Consider the following 23,617-nt stretch of genomic DNA (forward strand, 5'->3'; position numbering starts at 1 on the left):
GTCATGCGCCGACCCCCGCCTTGGCGAGGGGGACGGCGGCGAAGTCCGCCTCGCGGATGCGGGCGTGCACCCCGCAGACGAGGTCGACCACTTGCGAGATGTCGAAGTCGGTCGCAGCGCTCAGGTAGGCGTAGGCGAGATGCTCGTCCAGGCCCCACCGCGCCTCGATGAGCGACAGCGCCGCGCGGACGCACGCGCGCATCGCGGCTCCCAGGTCGGGATCCAGCCCGGTGGGCACGAGGTACTCGTCGGTGCGCACGAGCGGTCCGGTGATCTCGCCGAACTCGGCGAGCGCGTCGTCTCGGGCGATGACGTCGAAGCGCAACGTCGCGCGCAGCGGCGCCTCGAGCGCCGTGAGCGCCACTTCGCCGTCGCCCTGCGCGAAGTGGGGGTCGCCGACGTACGCGAGGGCCCCCTCGACCTGCACCGGCAGGTAGAGGATCGTGCCCGCCACGAGCAGGTTGATGTCGATGTTGCCGCCGTGCGAACCCGGCGGCACCGAGTGCGGCCGGTCGCCGCCGGCCACGGCGACACCCATCGTGCCGAGGAAGGGGGCGAGGGGGAAGGTGACCACCGGATCGCCGCCCTCGGTCACCGGTAAGGCGCCCACGAGGGCGCCGTCCCGTTCGAGCACGGGGGCGAAGACGCTGACCGTGCCGGGTGCGCGCGGCAACTCGCCCGGCAGCGCCCCCCGACCGTGGCGGTTGGAGATGACCCCGTACGGCACGCGCAGGTCGAGCCGCTCGACGGTGATCTTGAGCAGGTCTCCGACCCGCGCCCCCTCGACGCGGATCGGACCGGTCACGACGTGCGGGCCGTCCACCGCCGTGTCGCGGGACAGCGCGGCGGCGATCTCGACCGCGTCGGAGAGGACGTCGGATGCTGCGACCCCGTGCCCCGCGAAGAAGGAGAGCGGGTCCTTCCCCTGATCCTCGAGGATCCCCTCGTGACTCACGGTGTCGATCGTGACGGTCGCTCCCGGAGCGACGGTGAGCACCGCACCATCCGTCTCGCACGGGAGCCGTCCCCACATCACCGTGGCGGGGCTCGACGCCAGGTAATGATCGCCCGGGATCGGCCCGACGCCGGGCTGCAGGATGTCGACGGTCACGGTCTCGCCCCTTATCCCGCGAGCGTCGCGGGTTCGGCCAGGATCTCACGGCCGCCGCGACCCGAAAGACCGCCGTCGGGCGTGAAGGCGAGATCGCCGCGCACGTACGTCGCCGCGATCACGCCGCGCAGTCGCCGGCCGTCCCACGGCGAGAGCTTGTTGCGGTATTCCAGCCGTTGCGCATCGACGGTGTGCTCGGCGTCGGGAGCGAAGGCGACGAGGTGCGCCGGCTCCCCCGCGGCCAGGCGTCCTCGACCGCCGAGGCCGCCGATGCGGGCGGGGCCTGTCGTGAACAGCGGAAGCAGTCGCTCGAGGGGGACGCCGCGGCGGTCTGCTTCGGTCCAGACGGCGGAGAAGCCCGTCTGCAGTCCCGAGATCCCGCCCCACGAGAGGCCGAAGTCGGGAGAGGACTTCAGGGCGGGCGTCGAGGGGGAATGGTCGCTGACGATCGCGTCGATCGTGCCGTCGAGCACGCCTTCCCACAGCAGGTCCTGGTTCGCCGCGTCGCGGATCGGCGGGCAGCACTTGAAGGCCGCCGCGCCCGCGGGAACATCTTCGGCGCGCAGCGTGAGGTAGTGCGGGCACGTCTCCACCGTGATCGGCACGCCCTCGGCCTTGGCCGCTCGCACGTCGTCGAGAGCGCCACCGTCCGACACGTGCACGATGTGCGCACGCCCCCGCGTTCGCCGTGACGCCTCGATCACGGCGCGGATCGCTTCGCGTTCGCTCTCGGGCGGACGGGAGGCGACGAAGTCGGCGTACTGGTCCCCGAGCGGGCCGTCGGAGTGGAGGTGCTCGGGATCTTCGGCGTGCACGATCAGGATGCTGCCCAGCTCCGCGATCTCGCGCAGTGCCGCCTCGAGCTGCTCGGCGTCGAGGTGGCCGAACTCGTCGATGCCGGACGGGGAGAGGAAGCACTTGAACCCCACGACCCCGGCGCCGACGAGCGCGGCGAGCGCGCCCAGGTTCTCGGGGACGGCTCCTCCCCAGTAGCCGACGTCGACGGCGAGCTTTCCGCGCGCGGCCTCGCGCTTCGCCGCGAGCGCCTCGACGGTGGTGGTCACGGGCACGCTGTTGAGCGGCATGTCCAGCAGCGTGGTGACCCCGCCGGCGGCTGCCGCGGCCGTGCCGGTGGCGAAGCCCTCCCACTCCGTGCGCCCCGGTTCGTCGAGGTGCACGTGGGAGTCGACGAGCCCCGGCAGCAGGACGAGCTCGTCGGAGAGCACCACGTCGGCGGCGGGGTCGTACACGTCGATCGCCGAGATCTCGCCGCCGTCGATGCGCACCGTCGCCGGCACGAACGATCCGCCGCTCCAGACGCGGGTCGCGGCGATGCTGCGAGGAGAAGTCATGGCCGCCACGCTACGGCCGCCGCATTTCCCGGATGTTACCCAGGGCAACATTTCCGCCGCGGGACCGTAACGAGCGCTGGGTACGGTGACCACATGCAGCTCGACGATTTCAACGCCCTCGACGAGGCCGAGGCGACAGCGGTCGCCCGCGTCTGGGCCGAGGTACCCGGGTGGGTGAACGCCGTGGTGGCCGGTCGGCCCTACGCTTCGGTCGACGCCCTCGCCTCCTACGCCGGCGCGCTCGCGGCGCAGTGGGCTCCCGCCGACCTCGAGGCCGCCCTCGCCGCGCACCCCCGGATCGGCGCGCGCGTGAGCGGAGACGACGCCTCCTCGGCAGCATCCCGTCGCGAACAGGCGGCCGTCAGGGCCGCCACCGACGACGTCGTCGAAGCGATCGCCGACGGCAACGCCCGCTACGAGGAACGTTTCGGGCGCGTCTTCCTCATCCGCGCGGCCGGTCGCGCGCCCTCCGAGATCCTCGCCGAGCTCGAGCGACGACTCGGCAACGATGACGACACCGAGACGCGCGAGGCCACGGCGCAGCTGGCCGAGATCGCGCTGCTGCGGCTGAACGACGATTTCGCCGCGAGCACCGCGGCACCCGAATCCTTCGCGGAGGAGAACGAATGACCCACGTCACCACCCACGTGCTCGACGCGGCGACCGGTGACCCCGCCGTCGGTGTCGACATCGTGCTCGCCCACGCCTCGGGGGGCGCGGTGACCGCGGAGGCGGCCGGCGCGATCGTCGCGCACGGCACCACCGATGCCGACGGTCGCCTCGCGCTGGGTCCGGAGCGCCTCGAGCCCGGGGATTACACCCTCACCTTCCTCACCGGGGAGTACTTCGCCGCCACGGCCACCCCGACCTTCTACCCCTACGTACCGGTCACCTTCACGGTCGACGAGAGCGGACGCCACCTGCACGTGCCGCTGCTGCTCAGCCCGTTCGCCTACTCGACCTACCGGGGGAGCTGACGTGAAGGTCATCATCATCGGGGCGGGCGTCGGCGGCACCAGCGCCGGCATCGCGCTGCAACGACTCGGGCACGAGGTCGTGATCTACGACCAGATGCGCGAGAACAAGCCCGTCGGGGCCGCCCTGTCGCTCTGGTCGAACGGCGTGAAGGTGCTCAACTGGCTCGGACTCGGCGCAGAAGTCGCCGCCCTCGGCGGGCGCATGGACGAGATGGCGTACCTCGACGGACACACCGGCGAGATGATGACGCGTTTCAGCCTCGAGCCCGTCACCCGCCAGACCGGCCAGCGCCCCTACCCGATCGCCCGCGCGGAGTTGCAGGGGTTGCTCATGGAGCGCTTCGGCGTGGACAGCATCCATCTCAACAAGAAACTCGTCGGGATCGACGATGACGGCGCTGTCGTGACGGCGACCTTCGCCGACGGCTCGACCGACACCGCCGACCTGCTGCTGGGCGCCGACGGGGCGCGCTCCTTCACCCGCGACTACGTGACCGGCGGCCTCGAGGGAGCGCCGAGAGTGGAGCGGACGTACTCGGGATACACCAACTACAACGGCCTCGTCGCGGTCGATGAGGCCATCGGGGCGGCCGACGCCTGGACCACCTACGTCGCCGACGGCAAGCGCTGCGCGGTGATGCCCGTGGGCGGGGGGCGGTTCTACTTCTTCGTCGACGTGCCCCAACCCTCGGGCCTCGCCTACGACCGCGCCGACGGCAAGGCGCCGCTCGAGGAGGCCTTCGCCGGCTGGGCACCGGGCGTGCAGGCACTGCTCGACGCGATCCGCCCCGAGGAGTCGCTCAACCGGGTGGAGATCTGGGACGTCGATCCCTTCGACACGTGGGTGCGCGGGCGCGTCGCGCTGCTCGGCGACGCCGCGCACAACACGACCCCGGACATCGGACAAGGGGCGTGCTCGGCGCTCGAGGACAGCTTCGCGTTGGGCATCGTGTTCGCCACGAACACGCTCGGCGTCGAGGACTCCCTCGAGCGCTATCGCCGCGTGCGGGCCGATCGCGCCGGCGACCTGGTGCTGCGTGCTCGCAAGCGCGCGTGGGAGACGCACGCGTTCGATCCGGAGGCCACCGCCGCCTGGTACGCGCAGCTGCGCGCCGAAGACGGCAGCGGCGTCATCCGCGGGATCGTCGGCAACATCGAGGGAAGCCCGGTGAACCTCGGCGGGGGCCTGCTGCCGTAGGGGCGTCTCAGGCGTGGAAGAGCGCGTTGAGCGGCGCCGAGCCCAGCAGCGCGCGTCCGTTCAGCTCATCGAGCTCGAGCAGCACCGCGGTGCCGATCACCTCGGCGCCGAGCTCGGCCACGAGCTGTCGGGCCGCCGCGATCGTGCCGCCGGTGGCGAGCACGTCGTCGAGCAGCAGCACCCGGGTGCCGGGGGCGAGGTCGTCGTGCATCTCGATCGCGGCCGTGCCGTATTCGAGGGAGTAGGAGACGGATGCTGCGGGCCGCGGCAGCTTCCCCGCCTTACGGATCGGCACCAGCCCCGCGTCCGCGGCGATCGCGGCAGCACCGGCGAGCAGGAAACCGCGCGCTTCGATACCGGCGACCACGTCGAACCCACCCGCGAACGGCTCGACGAGGGCGTCGATCGTCGCGCGAAGGGCGGCAGCATCCGCCAGCAACGGGGTGATGTCGCGGAACAGGATGCCCGGCTCGGGATAGTCGGGGATCGTTCCGATCAGCGATTCGGCACGGGCGAGGGCGGAGGCGTCAGGCACGCTCCGACCCTATGCGCTGGCCGCGAAGCGCAACCCCCTCGCCGACTGATCGAACCGATTCGGTAGCCTGGACGGATGACTGACACCGCGACGAACCCCGACGTCCGACTCACCACCGTGGGCGGCGAATGGTGGCGCACCGCCGTCATCTACCAGATCTACCCCCGCTCCTTCGCCGACAGTTCGGGCGACGGCATCGGCGACCTGCCGGGCGTCACCGCCCACCTCGACGACCTGGCCTCGCTGGGCATCGACGCGATCTGGCTGAGCCCGTTCCAGCGCTCCCCCCAGAAGGACGCCGGGTACGACGTCGCCGACTATTGCGACGTCGACCCGCTCTTCGGCACCCTGGCCGATTTCGACGAGATGCTCGCGGCGGCGCATGCCCGCAGCATCCGCATCATCGTCGACCTCGTCCCCAACCACTCCAGCGACCAGCACGCGTGGTTCCAGGCCGCCCTGGCCGCCGGTCCCGGCAGCCCCGAGCGCGCGCGCTACATGTTCCGCGACGGCCGGGGCCCGAACGGTGACGAGGCGCCCAACAACTGGGAGTCCGTCTTCGGTGGACCCGCCTGGACGCGCGTCACGGAGCCCGACGGCACGCCCGGGCAGTGGTACCTGCACCTCTTCGACGCCTCGCAGCCCGACTTCGACTGGTCGAACGAGGGCGTGCAGGAGTCGTTCCGCGACGTGCTGCGCTTCTGGCTCGACCGGGGTGTCGACGGCTTCCGCGTCGACGTCGCCCACGGCCTCGTGAAGCAGCACGGGCTGCCCGACTACACCCCTGATCCCGAAGCCGGCTCGATGGGCGGCAACGAGGCCGCCGTGCCGTACTGGGGTCAGCCCGGGGTGCACGACATCTGGCGCGATTGGCACGACGTGCTCGCCGCCTACGACGGGGATCGCGCCCTGTGCGCCGAGGCGTGGTTGCCGACGATCGCCCAGACGGCCCTGTGGGTGCGCCGCGACGAGATGCACCAGGCGTTCAATTTCGAATACCTCGAGACCGACTGGAATGCCGGCGCCCTCCGACGGGTGATCGACGAGTCGCTGCGCGCCTACGGCGAAGTGGGAGCCCCGAGCACCTGGGTGCTGTCGAACCACGACGTGGTGCGCCACGCCTCCCGCCTCGCGCTCACCGCCGACACCCCCCAGGGCGCGGGGATCGGACCGAAGTCCCCCGGCAAGCCCGACCCCGTGGTGGGGCTGCGTCGCGCCCGTGCGGCGAGCGCGCTCATGCTCGCCCTGCCGGGCTCGGCATACCTCTACCAGGGCGAAGAACTCGGACTGCCCGAAGTGATCGAGCTGCCCGACGACGTGCGGCAGGATCCGACGTGGTTCCGCACGAATGGCGAGCGCTACGGCCGCGACGGCTGCCGTGTACCGCTGCCCTGGAGCGCCGAGGGTCCCGCCTACGGCTTCAGCGACACCGGGGCGTCTTGGCTGCCCCAGCCCGCGGAGTGGTCGGCCCTCGCCCGCGAAGCCCAGCAGGGCGACCCGACCTCGACGCTGTCGCTCTACGAGACGCTGCTCGCCGAGCGCCGTGCCCGCGACCTCGGTGCCGGCACGCTGGAGTGGTTCGACGGCGGCAGCCCCGACGTCCTGGCGTTCGAGAACGGCGGGGTGCGGGTGCTCGCGAACCTCGGTTCCGCGCCGGTAGCGCTTCCCGAGGGAGTGGTGCTGGCTGCGAGCGAGCCTCTCGCCGACAGCATCCTGCCCCCCGACACGACGGTCTGGCTCGCCTGACACGCGCCCCGGATCGACAGCATCCGAATCGACATCCCGCCGCCCAGGCGACATCCGCCCGACGGCGGCAGCATGTCGCTTCGGCGCGGGAGTGTCGACTCGGCGCAAGGCCGGCCGGAGGCCGCCGGGGCACCCGGCAATAGAGTCGAGGGCATGACGATCGACCTGGAAGCCCTGTACGTCGACCTGCACAAGCACCCGGAGCTGTCGTTCCAGGAGACGCGCACGGCCGGGGTGATCGCTCGCCACCTGGCCGAGCTCGGCCTCGAGGTCGAGGAAGGGGTCGGTCGCACCGGCCTCGTCACCACGATCCGCAACGGCGACGGTCCGGTCGTGTGGCTGCGTGCCGACATGGACGCTCTGCCGGTGCCCGAGCAGACCGGGCTCGACTACGCCAGCACCGCGCGGGGCATCGACCCGGCGGGGCTCGAGGTGCCGGTGATGCACGCGTGCGGTCACGACATGCACGTCTCGGCCCTGATCGGGGCACTCGAGCGTCTCGTAGCGACGAAAGACGAGTGGTCGGGCACGATCGTGGCGGTGTTCCAGCCGGCGGAGGAGTACGGCGCGGGAGCGAGGGCGATGATCGCCGACGGCGTTCTCGACCGCTACCCCCGCCCCGACATCGTGCTCGGTCAGCACGTGACCCCCCTCCCCGCCGGCGTGGTCGGGGTGCGCCCCGGCACGCAGATGGCCGCCTCCGATGGGATCACCGTCGTGATGCACGGCCGGGGCGGGCACGGTTCGCGACCGCACTCCACGATCGATCCGATCGTGATGGCGGCGGCGACCGTCATGCGCCTGCAGACGATCGTGTCGCGCGAGACCGATCCCCGCGATGTGGCCGTCGTGACCGTCGGCTCGATCCACGCGGGGCTGAAGAACAACATCATCCCCGCCGAGGCGAAGCTCGAACTGAGCCTGCGCTACCCCGACGAGGTCGCTCGAGACCGCGTGCTGGAGAAGGTGGAACGTATCGTGCGCGCCGAGGCTGCAGCATCCGGCGCCGAAACGCCCCCGACGATCACGACGCAGCACACACTGCCGCCCACGATCAACGACGCCGACGCGACCGCGCGGCTGACGGCGACGTTCGCCCGGGAGTTCGGTGAGCACAATGTCGTGGACCCCGGCATGTTCACCGGCAGTGAGGACGTGTCGTGGTTCGCCCGCGAGTCCGGCGCGCCGCTCATCTTCTGGTTCTGGGGCGGGGTGGATCCGCAGAAGTACGCGGATGCTGTCGCCGGCGGCACGATTGATCGCGACATCCCGACGAATCACTCGCCGTTCTTCGCCCCCGTCCTGCAGCCCACCTTGAACCGCGGGGTCGAGAACCTCGTGGTCGCCGCCCGCGAGTTCCTGGACTGACCGCGCCGCGCTGATCCCCCGGTACTTCGCCCGCCAGTTCGCCCGCCAATTTTCGTCCAGAACGTACGTACTCGTCGAAACCACGCGATCTGGGCGCCCCAGGACGTGTGCGCTCGTCGAGTACGCACGTTCTGGGCGGGCAGGGCGGGGCGGGTCGGGCGCTAGGCGGGGGCGGACACAACTCCTCCCATCCGGGCGGCGTCCTGGCCGTCGTCGCCGCTATTCCGCGGCCGGGGGCAGCCGGTCGCGATCGAATGGAGGAGTTGTGTCCGCCGCGCGGTCGTCGAGCACGCGCGCGCCATAGATCCCGGGCAGACCGCGCCCGTCGGCGAACGCGAGCACCATGACCACCGTCGCCAGCACGAACGGCAGGGTGAGCGCGCTCCACGGATCGGGCAGCGCGTCCAGCAGCGGATAGCCGCTCACCCCGGTGACCCAGCGCGCCGGACGCGCGAGCGGTGCGGGCAGCACGCCGCGGGTGAAGCGCAGCCGGACGGCGAGGTCGCCCACCGACCGACCGGTGGCGAGCACCACGATCAGCCACGTGCCCGTGCCGACCGCCACTCCCGCGACCGAGGCCATGGTGCCGTCGAGCGGCGGCGTCCCGTCGCCCACCACGAAGGTCTGGAAGAGCTGCACGGCCACCCCGGCCGTGCCGATGACGAGCGTCAGCCCGAGGGCATCGCACAGCATCCCCAACATCCTCCGCCGCCGGGTCACGGGCCGGGGGGCGTCGGCATCGGCCGACCGCTCGCCTCCGCGGTGGCGGGCGGGAACGGCGAGGGCGAGCAGCGAACCGCACACCGCACCGACCGTATTGGTGAGCATGTCGTCCACGTCGAACACCCGGTACGCGCAGTCGTAGATGCCCCAGTCGCCGGTCAGCTGCGTCGTCTCCACGAACACCGACACGCCGAGCCCGACGAGGAAGGCCACGATGACTCCACGCCCTCCCAGCACGCGCAGGAAGAAACCGAGGGGTGCGAAAAGGACCACGTTGAGCAGCAACTGCAGGATGACCGGGTCGGTGATGAAGGGTCCGGGTCGACGAGCGGCTCCCCGCACGTCGCCGACGAAGGCCCAGAGGTCGAGATTCACCCCCGCGCAGCGGAACGTCGTCGGGTCGGGCAACGGCAGGAGGGTGTACGTCCAGATCGCCCAGAAGTAGACGAGCGCGGCCGCCCAGAGCAGCATGCGGGCAGGGCTCAGACGCCCGCGACGGCGGTAGCTGAGAGCGACGAACGGAACGAAGAGCACCACCCCGGCCGCGCCGCCGGCGAGGACGGCGAGCACCCCATTGCGCACCTCGTCACTCACCCGGCGAGTCTAGGCATACCCCCGATTCGGCGACACGCGGAGGTCGGGGGAATGAACGCTGCGTGCCCCGCGTTGTTGTTCTGCCCGAAAAGGGCGTAGTGTCACGCGCCGTGACTGATGAAAGTCGCGAGTCCGGCCTCGAGACGCCGATCGCCAAGCGCCTGCTGATCGGCGACCCCCTCACCTCCGAAAAACTCGACGAGCAACTGCTGCCCAAGAGGATGGCTCTGCCCATCTTCGCCTCGGACGCACTGTCGTCGGTGGCCTACGCTCCGCAAGAGCTGCTGATGATCCTGCTGATCGGCGGGACGGCCCTGCTCACCTTCAGCCCCTGGATCGCCGCGGCGGTCGTGCTGGTGCTCGTCGTCGTGGTCACGAGCTACCGACAGCTGATCAAGGCCTATCCCTCGGGCGGTGGCGACTACGAGGTCGCCCGCAAGAACCTGGGCGAGATTCCCGGGGTCATCGTGGGCGCCGCGTTGCTGGTCGACTATGTGCTGACCGTGGCCGTGTCCGTCGCCTCCGGCGTCGACAACATCATCTCGGCCATCCCGGAACTCAACCCCTTCCGCATCGAGTTCGCGGTGGGCTTCGTGATCCTCATCGTGATCGTGAACCTCCGCGGCGTGCGGGAGGCGTCGGCGGTCTTCGCGATCCCGACCTACCTGTTCATCGGGTCGGTCGCCGTCATGATCGTCGTGGGCCTCGCGCGCACCGTCGCCGGTGACGCCCCGATCGCCTCGAGCGCGCAGTACGCGGTGCAGGGCGAATCCCTCACCCAGGCCGCGATGATCCTGCTGATCCTCCGAGCCTTCTCGAGCGGATGCTCCGCCCTCACCGGCGTGGAGGCGGTATCCAACGGTGTCCCGGCGTTCCGGAAGCCGAAGGTGCGCAACGCCCAGCAGACTCTGAGCCTCATGGGCGTGATCGCGATCGCGCTCTTCGTCGGTCTGGTGATCGTGGCCCTCGTGTCGAACGTGCACTACGCGGAGAACCCGTGCTCGCTGGTCGGCTTCGACTGCGAGAACACTCCGCAGCCGAGCCTCATGGCACAGGTGGCCGCCGCCACCTTCGGCGCGGGAAGCATCCCCTTCTTCATCATCCAAGCCGCGACAGCGTGCGTGCTGCTGCTCGCGGCCAACACCGCCTTCAACGGTTTCCCGCTGCTGGGCTCCACCCTCGCCCGCGACGGTTACGCGCCGAAGGCGCTCAACACCCGCGGCGACCGCCTGGTGTACTCCAACGGCATGATCATCCTCGGCGTGCTCGCCGTGATCGTGCTGATCGTCTACCAGGCCGATCAGACCGATCTGATCCAGCTGTACATCATCGGCGTCTTCGTGTCGTTCTCCCTCGGCCAGATCGGGATGGTGCGGCACTGGCGACGGTCGCTGCGCGAACTCGCGGCGCTGACGGAAGAGGCCGCCGGCCAGCAGAGCGCCCGCTACGAACGCCGCTCGGCCATCAACGGCCTCGTCATCAACTCCGTGGGCGCGGGCATGACGGTGCTCGTGCTGGTGATCGTCACGATCACGAAGTTCACGCACGGGGCCTGGCTCGTCTTCCTGGCGATCCCGATCCTGGCGGTGCTCATGCTCGGGGTGAACCGGTACTACCGCGACGTCGAGCACGAGATCGCGATGGACGACACCGTGCACTTCGGTTCACAGGGCGATGTCGCGATCGTGCTCGTCAACCGTCTGCAGAAGCCCACCGTCAAGGCGATCGACTACGCGCGCGCCGCGAACCACGACAAGACCCTCGCCGTGCACATCAACGTCGACGAGGCCGAGTCGGATCAGTTGCAGCGCGACTGGAGAGAGCACGACGTGCCCGTGCCCCTCGTGATCATCGATTCCCCGTATCGCGCGTACACCTCGCCGGTGGCGGGATTCATCAAGAAGTACCGGGCCAACCACGGCAGTGCGGTCGTGACCGTGTACCTGCCGCAGTACATCGTGGGGCACTGGTGGGAGTCGTTCCTGCACAACCGGCGCTCGCGCCGCCTCGCCCAGCAGCTCATGCTGCTGCACGGGGTCTCCATCACCCTCGTGCCCTGGTTGCTCGACTCCTCCGAGGTCATCTACGGCCGTCGGTCCCGGCCGCTCCCCGGCCAGCAGCGCGGTGGGCAGTGGACGCCGGGACCCGATCACCAGGTGCACAACCGGCCCGATTCGAAGCCCCCGACCGCGGAGTCCTGAGCGCGGCGCCTGGTCCGTAGCACCTCGCCTGGAGCAATGAAACCCTGACGCCGCCCGGCGGGGCCGGCCGTAACGTCCTGGCATGCGCGTCTGCGGCCGCAGAGCGCCCGTCACCGCGAGGAGCCCGGCATGAATCAGCCCGCCCAGCAGCAGGACGTCCCCGGCACGGAAGCGGCGCTCGAGCCCCGCGCCGACCACGGCGAGGAGAGCTATTTCGGCTCGGGCCGTCTCACCGGCAAGGTCGCGCTGATCACGGGGGGTGACAGCGGGATCGGCAAGGCCGTCGCGATCGCGTTCGCCCGCGAGGGCGCTGACGTCGCGATCTCGTACCTGTCCGAGGAGGACGACGCCCGCGACACCGCGAGGTGGGTCGAGGAAGCGGGGCGCCGTGTCGTGCTGCTGCCGGGCGACCTGTCCGACCCGGAGACCTGCCGCTGGGTGGTCGCGCAGACCGTCCAGCAGCTCGGCGGTCTCGACATCCTGGTGAGCAACGCCGCCTTCCAGATGTACCGCGAGGACATCACCGAGGTCCCCGACGACGAGTGGGACTTCACCCTCGCCACCAACCTCAGCGCCTACTTCCACCTCGCCAAGGCGGCGGTGCCGCACCTGACGGCGGGATCGTCGATCATCGCGACCTCGTCGATCCAGTCCGACTCCCCCACGCCGCAGCTGTTGCCGTACGCGATGACGAAGGCCGGCATCGCCAGCATGACCGCCTCGCTCGCCCAGATGCTCGGGGGGCGCGGGATCCGCGTGAACGCCGTCGCTCCCGGGCCCATCTGGACGCCGCTGATCCCGGCGACCATGCCGCCCGACGCGGTCGCGGCCTTCGGCTCGGACACCCCGCTCGGTCGCCCGGGCCAGCCCGCCGAGCTGGCCCCCGCCTACGTGCTGCTGGCCTCCGATGAGGGCAGCTACATCTCGGGAGCCGTGCTGCCGGTGACCGGCGGCAAGCCGATCCTCGGCGCCTGAGCACACGGTCGCTGCTTCAAGACGCTCAGGCGACCTTGCGGCGATAGATGACGCTCGCGACGACGAGGGCCGCCGCGAGAAGGCCCGCCATCCACGCGAGCGCCACCCAGATGTCGCCGCCGACCGCCTGCTCGGAGAAGAGTCGGCGGATGCTGTCGACGATCGAGGTGACGGGTTGGTTCTCGGCGAACCAGCGCACCGGCGCGGGCATCGACGCGGTCGGCACGAACGCCGAGCTGATGAACGGCAGGAAGATGAGCGGGTAGGAGAACGCGCTCGCGCCGTCGACGCTCTTCGCCGACAGCCCGGCGATGACCGCGACCCACGTCAGCGCGAGGGTGAACAGCAGCAGGATGCCGGTGACTCCCAGCCAGGCGCCCAGCCCCGCTCCGGTGCGGAAGCCCAGGAGGAAGGCGACGCCCACGACGACCGCGAGGGAGATCGCGTTCGCGACGAGCGAGGTCAGGACGTGCGCCCACAGCACGCTGGAGCGGGCGATCGGCATGGACTGGAACCGTTCGAAGATGCCGCTCTGCAGATCGAGGAACAGCCGGTACGCGGTGTACGCGATGCCGCTCGCGACCGTGATCAGCAGGATGCCCGGCAGCAGGTAGTCCACGTACGAGTCGGTGCCGGTGTCGATGGCCCCGCCGAAGACGAAGACGAACAGCAGCAGGAAGGCGATGGGCATGATCGCCGTCGTGATGATCGTGTCGGGGCTGCGCAGCACGTGGCGGAGCGAGCGTCCGGTCAGCACGACCGTGTCGCCGAGGAAGTGCGTGCTCATGATCGGTCCTCCGTGCGGTTCGCAGCATCCGCCCCGTCGTCGTCTCCGACGAGCGCGAGGAAGACGTCCTCGAGAGTGGGCTGCTTCTCGACGTACTCGACCTGGGCGGGCGGCAGGAGCTGCTTCAGTTCGGCGAGGGAGCCCTCGACGAGGATGCGGCCCTGATGCAGGATCGCGATCCGGTCGGCGAGGTTCTCGGCCTCGTCGAGGTACTGGGTGGTGAGCAGCACCGTGGTGCCGCCGGCCGCGAGCTGGCGGATGCTCTGCCAGACCTCGAGTCGCGCCTGCGGGTCAAGGCCCGTGGTCGGCTCGTCGAGGAAGATGACCGACGGTTCGCCGATGAGGCTCATGGCGATGTCGAGGCGTCGGCGCATGCCGCCGGAATAGGTCGCCGCTCGCCGGTCGGCGGCGTCGACGAGCGAGAAGCGGTGCAGCAGCTCGTCGGCGATGGCGCCCGGCTCGGCGAGATGGCGCAGTCGCGCGACCAGCACGAGGTTCTCGCGACCCGTGAGCACTTCGTCGACCGCGGCGAACTGCCCGGTCAGGCTGATCGACTGGCGCACCCGCGCGGAGTCGGTCGCGACGTCCCACCCGGCGACGCTCGCCGCCCCGCCGTCGGCGCGCAACAGCGTCGCGAGGATGCGCACGAGAGTGGTCTTGCCGGCCCCGTTCGAGCCGAGCAGGGCGAAGATCGTGCCGGGCGCGACTTCGAAGTCGACGCCGTGCAGCACGACGGTGTCGGCGAAGGACTTCTCGAGCCCGGCGACGCGGATCGCCGGCGGCGCCGCGGTCGTCATGACCCCGCCTCCTGCTCCCGTTCGGCGCGGTCGATCGATTCGGCGAGGCGCGCGCGTTCTTTGCGCACCCAGCTGCCGCCGTCGTAGTTCGCCATGAACGTCTCGGCGAAGTCGGCGGGGTCCGCGCCGACCACATCACGCAGCGGTGCGCCGTCGGCAGCACTCTGCTCGAGCAGATCGGCGAGGTCTTCGAGCATCGTGACGAGGCCCTTGCCGTCGTCGGTGGGTCCGAGGTTCATCAGGTATCGCTCGAGCGCTTTCGCGGCGTCTCGATAGCCGTCGGGGAGGCGCTTGACGCGCTCGCGATACGCCAGGTACCGCTTCTTGTCGCCGAGGTCTCCGACGATCTTCTCGATCCATCCGGGCATGATCACTCTCCGTCTTCCTGGAGCTGTTCGAGTCGTTCGGCGAGGAAGCTCCATGTCCCCCAGAACTCGGCGAGGTACTCCCGCCCGCGTGCGTTGAGCGAGTACACCTTGCGGGGTGGGCCCTTCTCGGAGGCGACCTTCTCGACGTCGACGAGTCCCCGCTGCTCGATCCGCACGAGGAGCGCATAAACGGTCCCCTCGGCGATATCGGCGAAGCCCTGATCTCTCAGCCACGCGGTGATTTCGTACCCGTAAGCCGGTCGCTTGCCGAGGATCGCGAGCACGATGCCTTCCAGGACGCCCTTGAGCATCTCCGTGGCCTGCTTGCCCATGCGCTTCTCCCGTACTACCTAGTGTTACTCACTACCAGTACATAGTAGCACTGAGTACCCAGATCGCAAGTGGTCGTTCCCGATCGGATAACAGACGCAACGCGCAGGCGAAGCCCGCGGAGGTCGGAAAACCGGTACTACCGAGGTTTCACGCGCGAATAGCCTCCGACCAGGCATTCTTTTGCGGTGATGGCGGGTCGCGTCGCGCAAAAGGCCGGTGAGCGCACCGCGCAGTGAGAGCCGGAAACCCCGGTGATACGTTCGCGTTGGCAGCCCCCATTCGGGGGTCGGTCCCTTCGGTGAACGCGTCGAGGCTGCGAGCCATCTGCACACTGAACGAGGGAAAATCCATGTCCCAGACAACGACGCCTGGAAAAAAACGCCTCGCCATCGCACTCGCTGCGGTGCTCATGCTCGGAGGGGCCGGTGCCGCTTTCGCGTACTGGACCTCGACAGGTACGGGCGAGGGTGAGGCCACGACGGGTGAGAGCGTCGCGTTCACGATCACCAGCGAGCCCGCGGTCGGCATCATCGTGCCGGGGGGTGTCGGCCAGACGGTCGACTTCACCGTCGCCAACCCCGGGACGGGATCGCAGTATCTGACCGCGGTGACGGTCGAGCTCGCAGAAGCGGACGGAACACCGTGGGCGCCCCCTGCTGGATGCGAATTCGAGGACTACACGGCCGCGATCACGACGGCACCCCCTGCCGGAGATATCGCCGCGGGCGGCTCGGTCCAGGGGACGGCCACCGTGACCTTGGCGAACACCGCCGTCAACCAGAATGCCTGCCAGGAAGCGGTCGTCCCGCTGTACTTCGAAGCATCCTGACCCACTGACCGCTCCGGAGCGTGCTGCCGTCACGCAGGACGCTCCGGAGCGTTCCACCCCGTACCGGCCGTGAGTGAAACGGCCACCCCGTACCGCCGACCAGATTGCCGCAGCCGATCATGAGCGCACACCCGGGCTCTCCGCGAGGTCACGAGGTGGCCCGAGCCGTCCGGCCATCCCTTGCCCTCCTCACCCTCGTGGTCGCGGTCCTCACGGGGGCCTCTGCCGCTTCGGCGTACTGGACCTCGGCCGGGTCGGGCTCCGCCGCCGCGGCGACCGCGATCTTGGCCGCACCCGTCGACGTCACCGTTCCCGCCACCGCGCCCGGCGCCGTTGCCGTCTCCTGGACGCACCCCGGGGGCGTCGTCGAGCCGACCGGCTTCTTCCTCACCCGCGAGAGCGGCGGCACGGTCACCTCGGCCTGCGGGACCAGCCCCGCCGCCCTGACCGACGACACCGGCTGCACGGACAGCGCCGTGCCGATCGGGACGTACACCTACACCGTGACAGCGGTCTATCGGTCGTGGACCGCCCGCAGCGTCCCGAGCCCATCCGTCGCCGTGACGGCGCCTCCGCTGCTCGGCGACGCCGCGAGCTACTCCGTGCTCGCCGGGACGGCGATCGTCAACACCGGCAGCTCGACGACGATCAGCGGCGATGTCGGCGTGAGCCCGGGCACCGCCGTCACCGGTCTCGGTGCCGAAATGGTCGGCGGCACCGTCCACGTGAACGATGCGCATGCCGCCTCCGCGCAGAGCGCACTCGCGTCCGCTGACACCGAGCTGCGTGCGCGCCCGGCGGGGGCCGAGATCGTCGGCGACCTGGGCGGGCGCACCCTGACACCCGGGGTCTACCACAGCACCGCTGCGCTCGCGGTGACCGGCGAACTCATCCTCGACGCCGAGGGCGACACCGCGGCGACCTTCGTCTTCCAGGTGGACGCCGCCTTCAACACCGCCGCGGCCAGCCACGTCACCCTGATCAACGGAGCACAGGCCTCGAACGTCTTCTGGGTGGTTCTCGGCGCCGCCGGCACCGGGGCCGACTCCTTCCTGTCCGGCTCGATCCTGGCCCAGGGCGCGATCACCCTCGGAGCGGGTACCGAACTGATCGGCCGCGCCCTGTCCCGGACAGCGGTCACCCTGGCGAGCAACGTCATCCGCTTCACCACGGAGCTTCCCCCGTCGCTCACGATCGACGGGGGAGCCATTGCGGTCACGAAGGACACCACCCCGACCATCTCCGGAACGACCAGCGCACCGCCCTCCAGCCCGGTCGCCGTCACGATTTCGGGGAGCACGGTTTCCACGGTCGTGGGCGCGGGCGGTACGTGGAGCGTCGTCGCGCCCGCCTTTCCCGCCGGTACCTATGACGTCGTGGCGAAGGTCCGCGACCCCGCCGGCAACGGGAGCGTCGCGACCCAGGCGCTGACCATCGAGGTGAATCCGATCGCCCCCGCCCTCGGGAGCGCGGCCACCTTCTCGGTGCTGGCGGGCACGGCGATCGTCAACACCGGTGCGACCGAAGCGAGCGGCGACGTCGGCGTCAGCCCCGGCACCTCCGTCACCGGCTTCCCCCCGGGCACCCATGCTGGGAGCCTCCACGCGGGTGACCCGGTCGCGGCCGCAGCGCAGAACGACCTTCTCGCCGCCCTCACCGAGGCGAGCGCGCTGGCCCCGCATACCCAGATCGTCGGCGACCTCGGGGGCCGCACGTTCCACGCCGGCGTCCACCACGCCGCCGCGGCCCTCGCCCTGACGGGTACCCTCACGCTCGATGGCGAAGGGGACAGCGACGCGGTGTTCATCTTCCAGACGGACGCCGCCTTCAACACCGCCGCCGACAGCACCGTCGTGCTGACGGGCGGCGCGCAAGCCTCCAACGTCTTCTGGGTCGTGACCGGGGCGGCCGGTACGGGTGCGACCTCGACGATCTCGGGCGCGGTCCTCGCGCGGGGCGCCATCACGCTGGGAGCAGGAACACGATTGAGCGGGCAGGCTCTCTCCCGCGACGCGGTGACGCTCGCGGCAGGCACGCTCACGGGGATCGATCCCGCACCCCTCGCCCGTCGAGCACCGCCGGCGCAGGCGGAGGAACCCGGGCCGAGCACCGACCCCAGCCCGAGCCCGAGCACCGACCCGAGCGACAGCCCGAGCCCCAGCCCTCCCTCCAGCCCCAGCCCGAGTCCGAGTCCGGTGACCCCGTGACCTGCGCTCCGCTGGCCGCGACCGGTGCCGAGCTCGGCTTCGGGCTCGTCGTCGTCGCCCTCGCGGGCCTCGTCATCGGGGTGGCGCTGCTGCTCGTGGTCCGTACCCGCCGCGGCGGAATGGCGGGCTCCCTCCTGCTCGCGCTCGCCGTCGCTGCCGGCCTCGCGATCATCCCCGCCCCGTCGGCCGAAGCATCCTCCTCCGCCTGCGAATCCGTGGACAACACCCTGACCGTCGTCCAAACCTCGACGATGGCGGGCCTCGCCCCGGGGATCGCCCCCGTCGCGATCGTCGGGCGGGTCACTAACAACGGCGTCGACAGCACGTACATCACGGCGGTCCAGGTCGAGATCACCGGTGTCACCGTCGACGGCTCGGCGGTCGCGTGCACCGCCGCCGACTTCACCCTGATCGACACCGTCATGCCGGTCGGGCGCACCCTCGACCCGGGGGCATCCGCGACGTTCAGCGGCGCCGCCATCGGGTTCGCGAACGCGGCGACGAACCAGGATGACTGCCGGCACGCGGCCATCCATCTCCGCTACACGGCGAATCCGGGCTGACCCTCCAGCCTCACGCCGCGGGGAAGCGGCCGTAAGCAGGTCGTGAGGAGGCGTGAGGGCGCCGTATGGATTGCGTGAGGACCGACGGATGCTGCGGCACAGGGGTGTTGCATCGAATCTCGTTCCCCGTCCGTCCGGTGGGGACTCCGCGCTGATTCTCGCGCGGGCCCGAACTCGTCTCAAGGAGCTTCCGTGCTCGATGTCGTCTACATCGCCGCGACGATCGTGCTGTTCGCACTCGTCGCCCTGGTCGCGAAAGGGGTGGAGAAGCTGTGATGTTCTTCTCCGTCCTCGCCGCCGTTCTGGCGATCGCCGCCGTGGTCTACCTCGTGATCGCCCTCGTGCGACCGGAGAGGTTCTGACATGACCTCGGAACAGATCCTGTTCGCCGTGCTCCAGGGAGCGACCCTGGTCCTCCTTCTCGCCCTGGCCTACAAGCCGCTCGGCGACTACATCGCTCACATCTACACCTCCCCCAAGGACCTCGCCGTCGAGCGCGGCACTTACCGCGTCATCGGTGTGGATCCTCGCTCGCAGCAGACCTGGCAGGCCTACCTCCGCGGCGTCCTGCTCTTCTCCGCCGTGGGCGTGGTGCTGCTGTACGTGATCCAGCGCCTGCAGGAAGTGCTGCCGTACTCGCTCGGCCTGCCGGCAACGAGCGAGCCCCTCTCGTTCAACACGGCGGTGTCGTTCGTGACCAACACGAACTGGCAGTCCTACTCCCCCGACCTGACGCTCGGCTACACCGTGCAGTTCGCCGGCCTCGCCGTGCAGAACTTCCTGTCCGCGGCCGTCGGCATCGCCGTCGCGATCGCGCTGGTGCGCGGCTTCGCCTACCGGCGCTCGGGCACGATCGGCAACTTCTGGGTCGACCTCGTGCGCGGCACCTACCGGCTGCTGCTGCCGTTCTCGATCATCATCGCCATCGTCATGCTGGCGGGCGGCGTCATCCAGAACTTCAACGGCTTCACCGACGTGTCCACCCTCGCCGGCGCGACCCAGTCGATTCCCGGCGGCCCCGTGGCCAGCCAGGAAGCCATCAAGATGCTCGGCACGAACGGTGGCGGGTTCTTCAACACCAACTCGGCCCACCCCTTCGAGAACCCGACGCCCTGGACGAGCATGTTCCAGATCTTCCTCATGCTCGTGATCCCCTTCTCGCTCCCGCGCGCCTTCGGCAAGATGGTCGGCGACAACCGTCAGGGGTACACGATCGTGGGCGTCATGGCGGCCATCTTCCTCGTCTCCCTCGTGCTGGTCACCTGGGCGGAAGCCGCCGGCGGTGGCACGGCCACCCAGCTCGCGGGCGGGGCGATGGAGGGCAAGGACGTCCGGTTCGGGCTGTTCGGCTCGACGCTGTTCGACTCGACGTCGACCCTGACCTCGACCGGTGCCGTCAACTCGATGCTCGACAGCTACACCTCCCTGGGCGGCATGCTGCCCATGATCAACATGATGCTGGGCGAGATCGCGCCGGGCGGCGTCGGGTCGGGCCTCTACGGCATGCTCGTGCTCGCGATCATCGCCGTCTTCGTGGGCGGGCTGCTCATCGGCCGCACCCCCGAGTACCTGGGCAAGAAGATCGGACCCCGCGAGATCAAGCTCGCGAGCCTCTACATCCTGGTGACCCCGATCCTCGTGCTCGCCGGTACGGCGCTGAGCTTCGCGATCCCCGCGGTGCGCTCGGATGTCGAGACCACCTCGATCTGGAATCCCGGCGTCCACGGCCTGAGCGAAGTGCTCTACGCCTTCACCTCGGCGGCGAACAACAACGGCTCGGCGTTCGCGGGGCTGACGGCGAACACCCCGTGGTTCAACACCGCGCTCGGCGTCGCCATGCTGCTCGGCCGCTTCCTCCCGATCGTGCTGGTGCTGGCTCTCGCCGGTTCCCTCGCCGCCCAGGACAAGGTGCCCACCACCCTGGGAACGCTGCCCACGCACCGGCCGCAGTTCGCCGGCCTGCTCGCGGGCGTCGCGATCATCATCACCGCACTCACCTACTTCCCGGTCCTCACTCTCGGACCCCTCGCTGAAGGACTCTCCTGATATGTCCACCCCTTCCCTGACCCGCACCCCAGCCCAACCGGACCCTGAGCGAGGGAGTGAAGCGACCGCGACGAAGGGCGCCCCGCAACGCGCGATCAGCGCCGCACAGCTCGTGCAGGCACTGCCGGGCGCGCTGCGCAAACTGAACCCCGCCGCCCTGTGGCGCAACCCCGTCATGTTCCTGGTGTGGGTGGGCGCCGCCCTCACCACCCTGATCGCCATCGCCGAACCGTTCCTCGGCGGCCCGGAGGCATCGGGCGGCACCTCGGTGCCCGCGGGGTTCACCTGGGGCATCGCGATCTGGCTGTGGCTGACCGTCATCTTCGCCAACCTGGCGGAGTCGGTCGCCGAGGGCCGCGGTAAGGCGCAGGCCTCGGCGCTGCGCAAGACCCGCACCACCACGAACGCCCACGAGGTCGTCGACTACGACGACAAGGCCGACCCTTCGGCCACGCGGGCGAAGATCCTGGAGGTCCCCTCGGCCGACCTCACCCTCGGTGACGTCGTCGTGGTCTCGGCCGGTGAACTCATCCCCGGCGACGGCGACATCGTGTGGGGCATCGCGACCGTGGACGAATCCGCGATCACCGGTGAGTCCGCTCCCGTCGTCCGCGAGTCGGGCGGTGACCGCAGCGCGGTCACCGGCGGTACCCGCGTGCTCAGCGACCGCCTCGTCGTGCGCATCACCTCGAAGCCGGGCGAGACGTTCGTCGACCGGATGATCGCGCTCGTCGAAGGCGCGTCGCGTCAGCGCACGCCCAACGAGATCGCGCTCAACATCCTGCTCGCGAGCCTGTCGATCGTGTTCGTCGTGGTGGTGCTGGTGATGAACCCCATCGCCTCGTACGCCGCTTCCCCCGTCAGCATCCCGGTTCTCATCGCTCTGCTCGTCTGCCTCATCCCGACCACCATCGGCGCTCTGCTGAGCGCGATCGGCATCGCGGGCATGGACCGTCTCGTGCAGCGCAACGTGCTGGCGATGTCGGGCCGCGCCGTCGAGGCCGCCGGTGACGTCACCACGCTGCTGCTCGACAAGACCGGCACGATCACCTACGGCAACCGCCGCGCGACCGACTTCGTGCGGATGCCCGGAGTGTCGGCCGACGAACTGGCCCGCGCAGCTTCGCTGTCGTCGCTCGCCGACCCGACCCCCGAGGGCAAGTCGGTCGTCGAGCTCGCCGCCGCCCAGGGCGTCGTCGCGACCCTGCCCGAGGGCGCCGTCTCCGTGCCCTTCACCGCCCAGACCCGCATGAGCGGGGTCGACCTCGCCGACGGCACCCAGGTGCGCAAGGGCGCGGGCTCCGCGGTGCTCGCCTGGCTCGAGGCATCCGGCGCCGCCCCCGCGACGCAGGTGCGCGCGCAGCTCGTGAGCGAGACCGACCGGATCGCGGAGTCGGGCGGCACGCCGCTCGTCGTCGCCACCCTGTCGCCCATGGCTGACGGCGGTGAGACCGGCGCCGTGCTCGGCGTCATCCACCTCAAGGACATCGTCAAGGACGGCCTGCGCGAGCGGTTCGACGAACTGCGCAAGATGGGCATCCGCACCGTGATGATCACGGGCGACAACCCGCTCACCGCCCGCGCGATCGCGGCGGAGGCCGGTGTCGACGACTTCCTCGCCGAGGCGACTCCCGAGGACAAGCTGGCGCTCATCCGGCGCGAGCAGGAGGGCGGCAACCTCGTCGCGATGACCGGTGACGGCACCAACGACGCACCCGCGCTCGCGCAGGCCGACGTCGGCGTCGCGATGAACACGGGCACCTCGGCGGCGAAGGAGGCCGGCAACATGGTCGACCTCGACTCCGACCCGACGAAGCTCATCGACATCGTGCGCATCGGAAAGCAGTTGCTCATCACGCGCGGCGCGCTGACGACGTTCTCGCTGGCCAACGACATCGCGAAATACTTCGCGATCATCCCCGCCATGTTCATGGGCGTGTTCCCCGGGCTCGCTGCGCTCAACATCATGCAGCTGAGCTCGCCCGCCTCGGCGGTCACGAGCGCGATCATCTTCAACGCGATCATCATCATCGTGCTGATCCCGCTCGCGCTGCGCGGCGTCAAGTACCGGGCGGCCAGCGCCTCGTCGACCCTGACCCGCAACCTCGTGATCTACGGCCTCGGCGGCGTGATCGCGCCCTTCATCGGCATCAAGCTCATCGACCTCGTCGTGAGCCTCATCCCGGGTTTCTGACCCGTCCTAGGAGACACACACCATGTCCACCACACGCACCACGCTGCGCACCACCGGCGTCGCGATCCGCGCGCTGCTGCTGTTCACCGTCGTCCTCGGAATCGGCTACATGCTGCTCATCACCGCGATCGGTCAGCTCGTGCTGCCCGCCCAGGCCAACGGCTCGCTCGTGAAGGACGCCGACGGCGCGGTCGTCGGCTCCTCCCTCATCGGCCAGTCGTGGACCGATGCCGACGGCGCCCCGCTGCCGCAGTACTTCCAGTCGCGCCCCTCGGCTGCCGGTGACGGCTACGACGCGGCAGCCTCCAGCGGGTCGAACTACGGCCCCGAGAACGAAGACCTCATCGCTGCGATCCAGGAGCGCCAGGCCACGATCGTCGATCTCGACGGTGTCGCGGTCGACGACATCCCGGCCGACGCCGTGACCGCCTCGGGCTCGGGCCTCGACCCCGACATCAGCGTCGATTACGCACTGCTGCAGGTGCCCCGCGTCGCCGAAGAGCGTGACCTCGACGAGAGCGCCGTGCGAGACCTCGTCGAGCAGAACGTCAAACAGCGCGACCTCGGGTTCCTCGGTGAGCCCCGGGTGAACGTGCTCGAGCTCAACCAGGCTCTGGACGCGCTGTCGGACTGACGCGCCCCGGGCGCAGCATCCCCTCGCTCCCCTGTCATGAAATGCCGGTCCATCCCGCAGAACGTGACAGGGGAGCGGA

The 23,617-nt window shown here is 70.1% G+C and carries 22 protein-coding genes; 14 read left to right on the forward strand and 8 right to left on the reverse strand.

Annotated features, from left to right (window positions below; translation table 11 throughout):
* Nucleotide 1 precedes the first annotated feature (1 nt).
* Both ACFXP5_RS09455 and allB read right to left on the reverse strand, forming a co-directional pair.
* On the reverse strand, nt 2-1,111 hold the full coding sequence (locus tag ACFXP5_RS09455) for an acetamidase/formamidase family protein (protein WP_394544438.1): 1,110 nt from the start codon (nt 1,109-1,111) through the stop codon (nt 2-4).
* A gap of 11 nt (nt 1,112-1,122) precedes the next feature.
* Nucleotides 1,123-2,463 carry an allantoinase AllB gene (allB, locus tag ACFXP5_RS09460; protein WP_394544439.1) on the reverse strand — a complete coding sequence of 447 codons (1,341 nt, stop codon included), beginning with the start codon at nt 2,461-2,463 and terminating at the stop codon, nt 1,123-1,125.
* A 93-nt stretch (nt 2,464-2,556) separates the two neighbouring features.
* Here allB and uraD point away from each other — a divergent pair, with 93 nt between their 5' ends.
* The 3 genes from uraD to hpxO are packed head-to-tail and all read left to right on the forward strand — an operon-like array spanning nt 2,557 to nt 4,638.
* Nucleotides 2,557-3,093: a 2-oxo-4-hydroxy-4-carboxy-5-ureidoimidazoline decarboxylase gene (gene uraD / locus ACFXP5_RS09465; RefSeq protein WP_394544440.1), complete on the forward strand. Its 537-nt coding sequence runs from the start codon at nt 2,557-2,559 to the stop codon at nt 3,091-3,093.
* Nucleotides 3,090-3,440, forward strand: a complete 351-nt coding sequence (uraH, locus tag ACFXP5_RS09470) for a hydroxyisourate hydrolase (protein WP_394544441.1) — start codon at nt 3,090-3,092, stop codon at nt 3,438-3,440. Before uraD ends, uraH begins: the two co-directional genes overlap by 4 nt.
* A gap of 1 nt (nt 3,441) precedes the next feature.
* Nucleotides 3,442-4,638, forward strand: a complete 1,197-nt coding sequence (hpxO, locus tag ACFXP5_RS09475; protein ID WP_394544442.1) for an FAD-dependent urate hydroxylase HpxO — start codon at nt 3,442-3,444, stop codon at nt 4,636-4,638.
* A 7-nt stretch (nt 4,639-4,645) separates the two neighbouring features.
* On the opposite strand, the gene ACFXP5_RS09480 is transcribed toward hpxO, so the two are convergent.
* Nucleotides 4,646-5,173, reverse strand: a complete 528-nt coding sequence (locus ACFXP5_RS09480) for an adenine phosphoribosyltransferase (protein ID WP_394544443.1) — start codon at nt 5,171-5,173, stop codon at nt 4,646-4,648.
* A gap of 75 nt (nt 5,174-5,248) precedes the next feature.
* Here ACFXP5_RS09480 and ACFXP5_RS09485 point away from each other — a divergent pair, with 75 nt between their 5' ends.
* Both ACFXP5_RS09485 and ACFXP5_RS09490 read left to right on the forward strand, forming a co-directional pair.
* On the forward strand, nt 5,249-6,919 hold the full coding sequence (locus ACFXP5_RS09485; protein ID WP_394544444.1) for a glycoside hydrolase family 13 protein: 1,671 nt from the start codon (nt 5,249-5,251) through the stop codon (nt 6,917-6,919).
* Between the two features lie 153 nt (nt 6,920-7,072).
* Nucleotides 7,073-8,287: an amidohydrolase gene (locus ACFXP5_RS09490; protein ID WP_394544445.1), complete on the forward strand. Its 1,215-nt coding sequence runs from the start codon at nt 7,073-7,075 to the stop codon at nt 8,285-8,287.
* A gap of 219 nt (nt 8,288-8,506) precedes the next feature.
* Here the strand turns inward: ACFXP5_RS09490 and ACFXP5_RS09495 are convergent, their stop codons facing one another.
* On the reverse strand, nt 8,507-9,604 hold the full coding sequence (locus tag ACFXP5_RS09495; protein WP_394544446.1) for a VanZ family protein: 1,098 nt from the start codon (nt 9,602-9,604) through the stop codon (nt 8,507-8,509).
* A 98-nt stretch (nt 9,605-9,702) separates the two neighbouring features.
* On the opposite strand from ACFXP5_RS09495, the gene ACFXP5_RS09500 reads away from it, so the two are divergent.
* Together ACFXP5_RS09500 and ACFXP5_RS09505 are read left to right on the forward strand one after the other, a co-directional pair.
* Entirely contained in the window at nt 9,703-11,805 is a 2,103-nt protein-coding gene (locus ACFXP5_RS09500; protein WP_394544447.1) for an APC family permease, read from the forward strand.
* Between the two features lie 129 nt (nt 11,806-11,934).
* Complete coding sequence (locus ACFXP5_RS09505) at nt 11,935-12,780, forward strand: SDR family oxidoreductase (protein WP_394544448.1); 846 nt, start codon at nt 11,935-11,937, stop codon at nt 12,778-12,780.
* A 25-nt stretch (nt 12,781-12,805) separates the two neighbouring features.
* On the opposite strand, the gene ACFXP5_RS09510 is transcribed toward ACFXP5_RS09505, so the two are convergent.
* Genes ACFXP5_RS09510 through ACFXP5_RS09525 form a run of 4 tightly spaced genes read right to left on the reverse strand, consistent with a single transcriptional unit; the run spans nt 12,806 to nt 15,064 of the window.
* Entirely contained in the window at nt 12,806-13,567 is a 762-nt protein-coding gene (locus tag ACFXP5_RS09510; protein WP_394527948.1) for an ABC transporter permease, read from the reverse strand.
* Nucleotides 13,564-14,364 carry an ABC transporter ATP-binding protein gene (locus ACFXP5_RS09515; RefSeq protein ID WP_394544449.1) on the reverse strand — a complete coding sequence of 267 codons (801 nt, stop codon included), beginning with the start codon at nt 14,362-14,364 and terminating at the stop codon, nt 13,564-13,566. The genes ACFXP5_RS09510 and ACFXP5_RS09515 overlap by 4 nt, the downstream gene beginning before the upstream one ends.
* Entirely contained in the window at nt 14,361-14,732 is a 372-nt protein-coding gene (locus ACFXP5_RS09520) for a DUF1048 domain-containing protein (RefSeq protein WP_394544450.1), read from the reverse strand. The genes ACFXP5_RS09515 and ACFXP5_RS09520 overlap by 4 nt, the downstream gene beginning before the upstream one ends.
* 2 nt (nt 14,733-14,734) lie before the next feature.
* The gene (locus ACFXP5_RS09525; protein WP_394527951.1) at nt 14,735-15,064 is read right to left on the reverse strand and encodes a PadR family transcriptional regulator; all 330 of its coding nucleotides are present in this window, start codon (nt 15,062-15,064) and stop codon (nt 14,735-14,737) included.
* 350 nt (nt 15,065-15,414) lie between these two features.
* Between ACFXP5_RS09525 and ACFXP5_RS09530 the strand changes: the two genes are divergently transcribed.
* The 7 genes from ACFXP5_RS09530 to kdpC all read left to right on the forward strand — a co-directional run bounded on the left by ACFXP5_RS09530 (nt 15,415) and on the right by kdpC (nt 23,538).
* Nucleotides 15,415-15,894, forward strand: coding sequence for a hypothetical protein (locus tag ACFXP5_RS09530; protein ID WP_394544451.1), 480 nt, complete (start codon nt 15,415-15,417; stop codon nt 15,892-15,894).
* Nucleotides 15,895-16,049: 155 nt separating this feature from the next.
* Nucleotides 16,050-18,101, forward strand: coding sequence for an ice-binding family protein (locus ACFXP5_RS09535; protein ID WP_394544453.1), 2,052 nt, complete (start codon nt 16,050-16,052; stop codon nt 18,099-18,101).
* Entirely contained in the window at nt 18,098-18,664 is a 567-nt protein-coding gene (locus tag ACFXP5_RS09540; RefSeq protein WP_394544454.1) for a hypothetical protein, read from the forward strand. The genes ACFXP5_RS09535 and ACFXP5_RS09540 overlap by 4 nt, the downstream gene beginning before the upstream one ends.
* 275 nt (nt 18,665-18,939) lie before the next feature.
* Nucleotides 18,940-19,026: a potassium-transporting ATPase subunit F gene (locus ACFXP5_RS09545; RefSeq protein ID WP_394528112.1), complete on the forward strand. Its 87-nt coding sequence runs from the start codon at nt 18,940-18,942 to the stop codon at nt 19,024-19,026.
* Nucleotide 19,027: 1 nt separating this feature from the next.
* Complete coding sequence (kdpA, locus tag ACFXP5_RS09550) at nt 19,028-20,710, forward strand: potassium-transporting ATPase subunit KdpA (RefSeq protein WP_394527952.1); 1,683 nt, start codon at nt 19,028-19,030, stop codon at nt 20,708-20,710.
* 1 nt (nt 20,711) lies between these two features.
* Nucleotides 20,712-22,904, forward strand: coding sequence for a potassium-transporting ATPase subunit KdpB (gene kdpB / locus ACFXP5_RS09555; RefSeq protein WP_394544455.1), 2,193 nt, complete (start codon nt 20,712-20,714; stop codon nt 22,902-22,904).
* Between the two features lie 22 nt (nt 22,905-22,926).
* Entirely contained in the window at nt 22,927-23,538 is a 612-nt protein-coding gene (gene kdpC, locus ACFXP5_RS09560; RefSeq protein WP_394544456.1) for a potassium-transporting ATPase subunit KdpC, read from the forward strand.
* The last annotated feature ends 79 nt before the right edge of the window (nt 23,539-23,617 follow it).

Origin of the sequence: Microbacterium hanjuni (assembly GCF_043556395.1) — a bacterium.
GTDB lineage: Bacteria > Actinomycetota > Actinomycetes > Actinomycetales > Microbacteriaceae > Microbacterium.

Coding starts and splice junctions, on each gene's coding strand:
- allB (WP_394544439.1), bottom strand. CDS start 2,463: ATGACTTCTCCTCGCAGCATCGCCGCGACCCGCGTCTGGAGCGGCGGA.
- uraD (WP_394544440.1), top strand. CDS start 2,557: ATGCAGCTCGACGATTTCAACGCCCTCGACGAGGCCGAGGCGACAGCG.
- uraH (WP_394544441.1), top strand. CDS start 3,090: ATGACCCACGTCACCACCCACGTGCTCGACGCGGCGACCGGTGACCCC.
- ACFXP5_RS09485 (WP_394544444.1), top strand. CDS start 5,249: ATGACTGACACCGCGACGAACCCCGACGTCCGACTCACCACCGTGGGC.
- ACFXP5_RS09490 (WP_394544445.1), top strand. CDS start 7,073: ATGACGATCGACCTGGAAGCCCTGTACGTCGACCTGCACAAGCACCCG.
- ACFXP5_RS09505 (WP_394544448.1), top strand. CDS start 11,935: ATGAATCAGCCCGCCCAGCAGCAGGACGTCCCCGGCACGGAAGCGGCG.
- ACFXP5_RS09510 (WP_394527948.1), bottom strand. CDS start 13,567: ATGAGCACGCACTTCCTCGGCGACACGGTCGTGCTGACCGGACGCTCG.
- ACFXP5_RS09515 (WP_394544449.1), bottom strand. CDS start 14,364: ATGACGACCGCGGCGCCGCCGGCGATCCGCGTCGCCGGGCTCGAGAAG.
- ACFXP5_RS09520 (WP_394544450.1), bottom strand. CDS start 14,732: ATGCCCGGATGGATCGAGAAGATCGTCGGAGACCTCGGCGACAAGAAG.
- ACFXP5_RS09525 (WP_394527951.1), bottom strand. CDS start 15,064: ATGGGCAAGCAGGCCACGGAGATGCTCAAGGGCGTCCTGGAAGGCATC.
- ACFXP5_RS09530 (WP_394544451.1), top strand. CDS start 15,415: ATGTCCCAGACAACGACGCCTGGAAAAAAACGCCTCGCCATCGCACTC.
- ACFXP5_RS09545 (WP_394528112.1), top strand. CDS start 18,940: ATGTTCTTCTCCGTCCTCGCCGCCGTTCTGGCGATCGCCGCCGTGGTC.
- kdpA (WP_394527952.1), top strand. CDS start 19,028: ATGACCTCGGAACAGATCCTGTTCGCCGTGCTCCAGGGAGCGACCCTG.
- kdpB (WP_394544455.1), top strand. CDS start 20,712: ATGTCCACCCCTTCCCTGACCCGCACCCCAGCCCAACCGGACCCTGAG.
- kdpC (WP_394544456.1), top strand. CDS start 22,927: ATGTCCACCACACGCACCACGCTGCGCACCACCGGCGTCGCGATCCGC.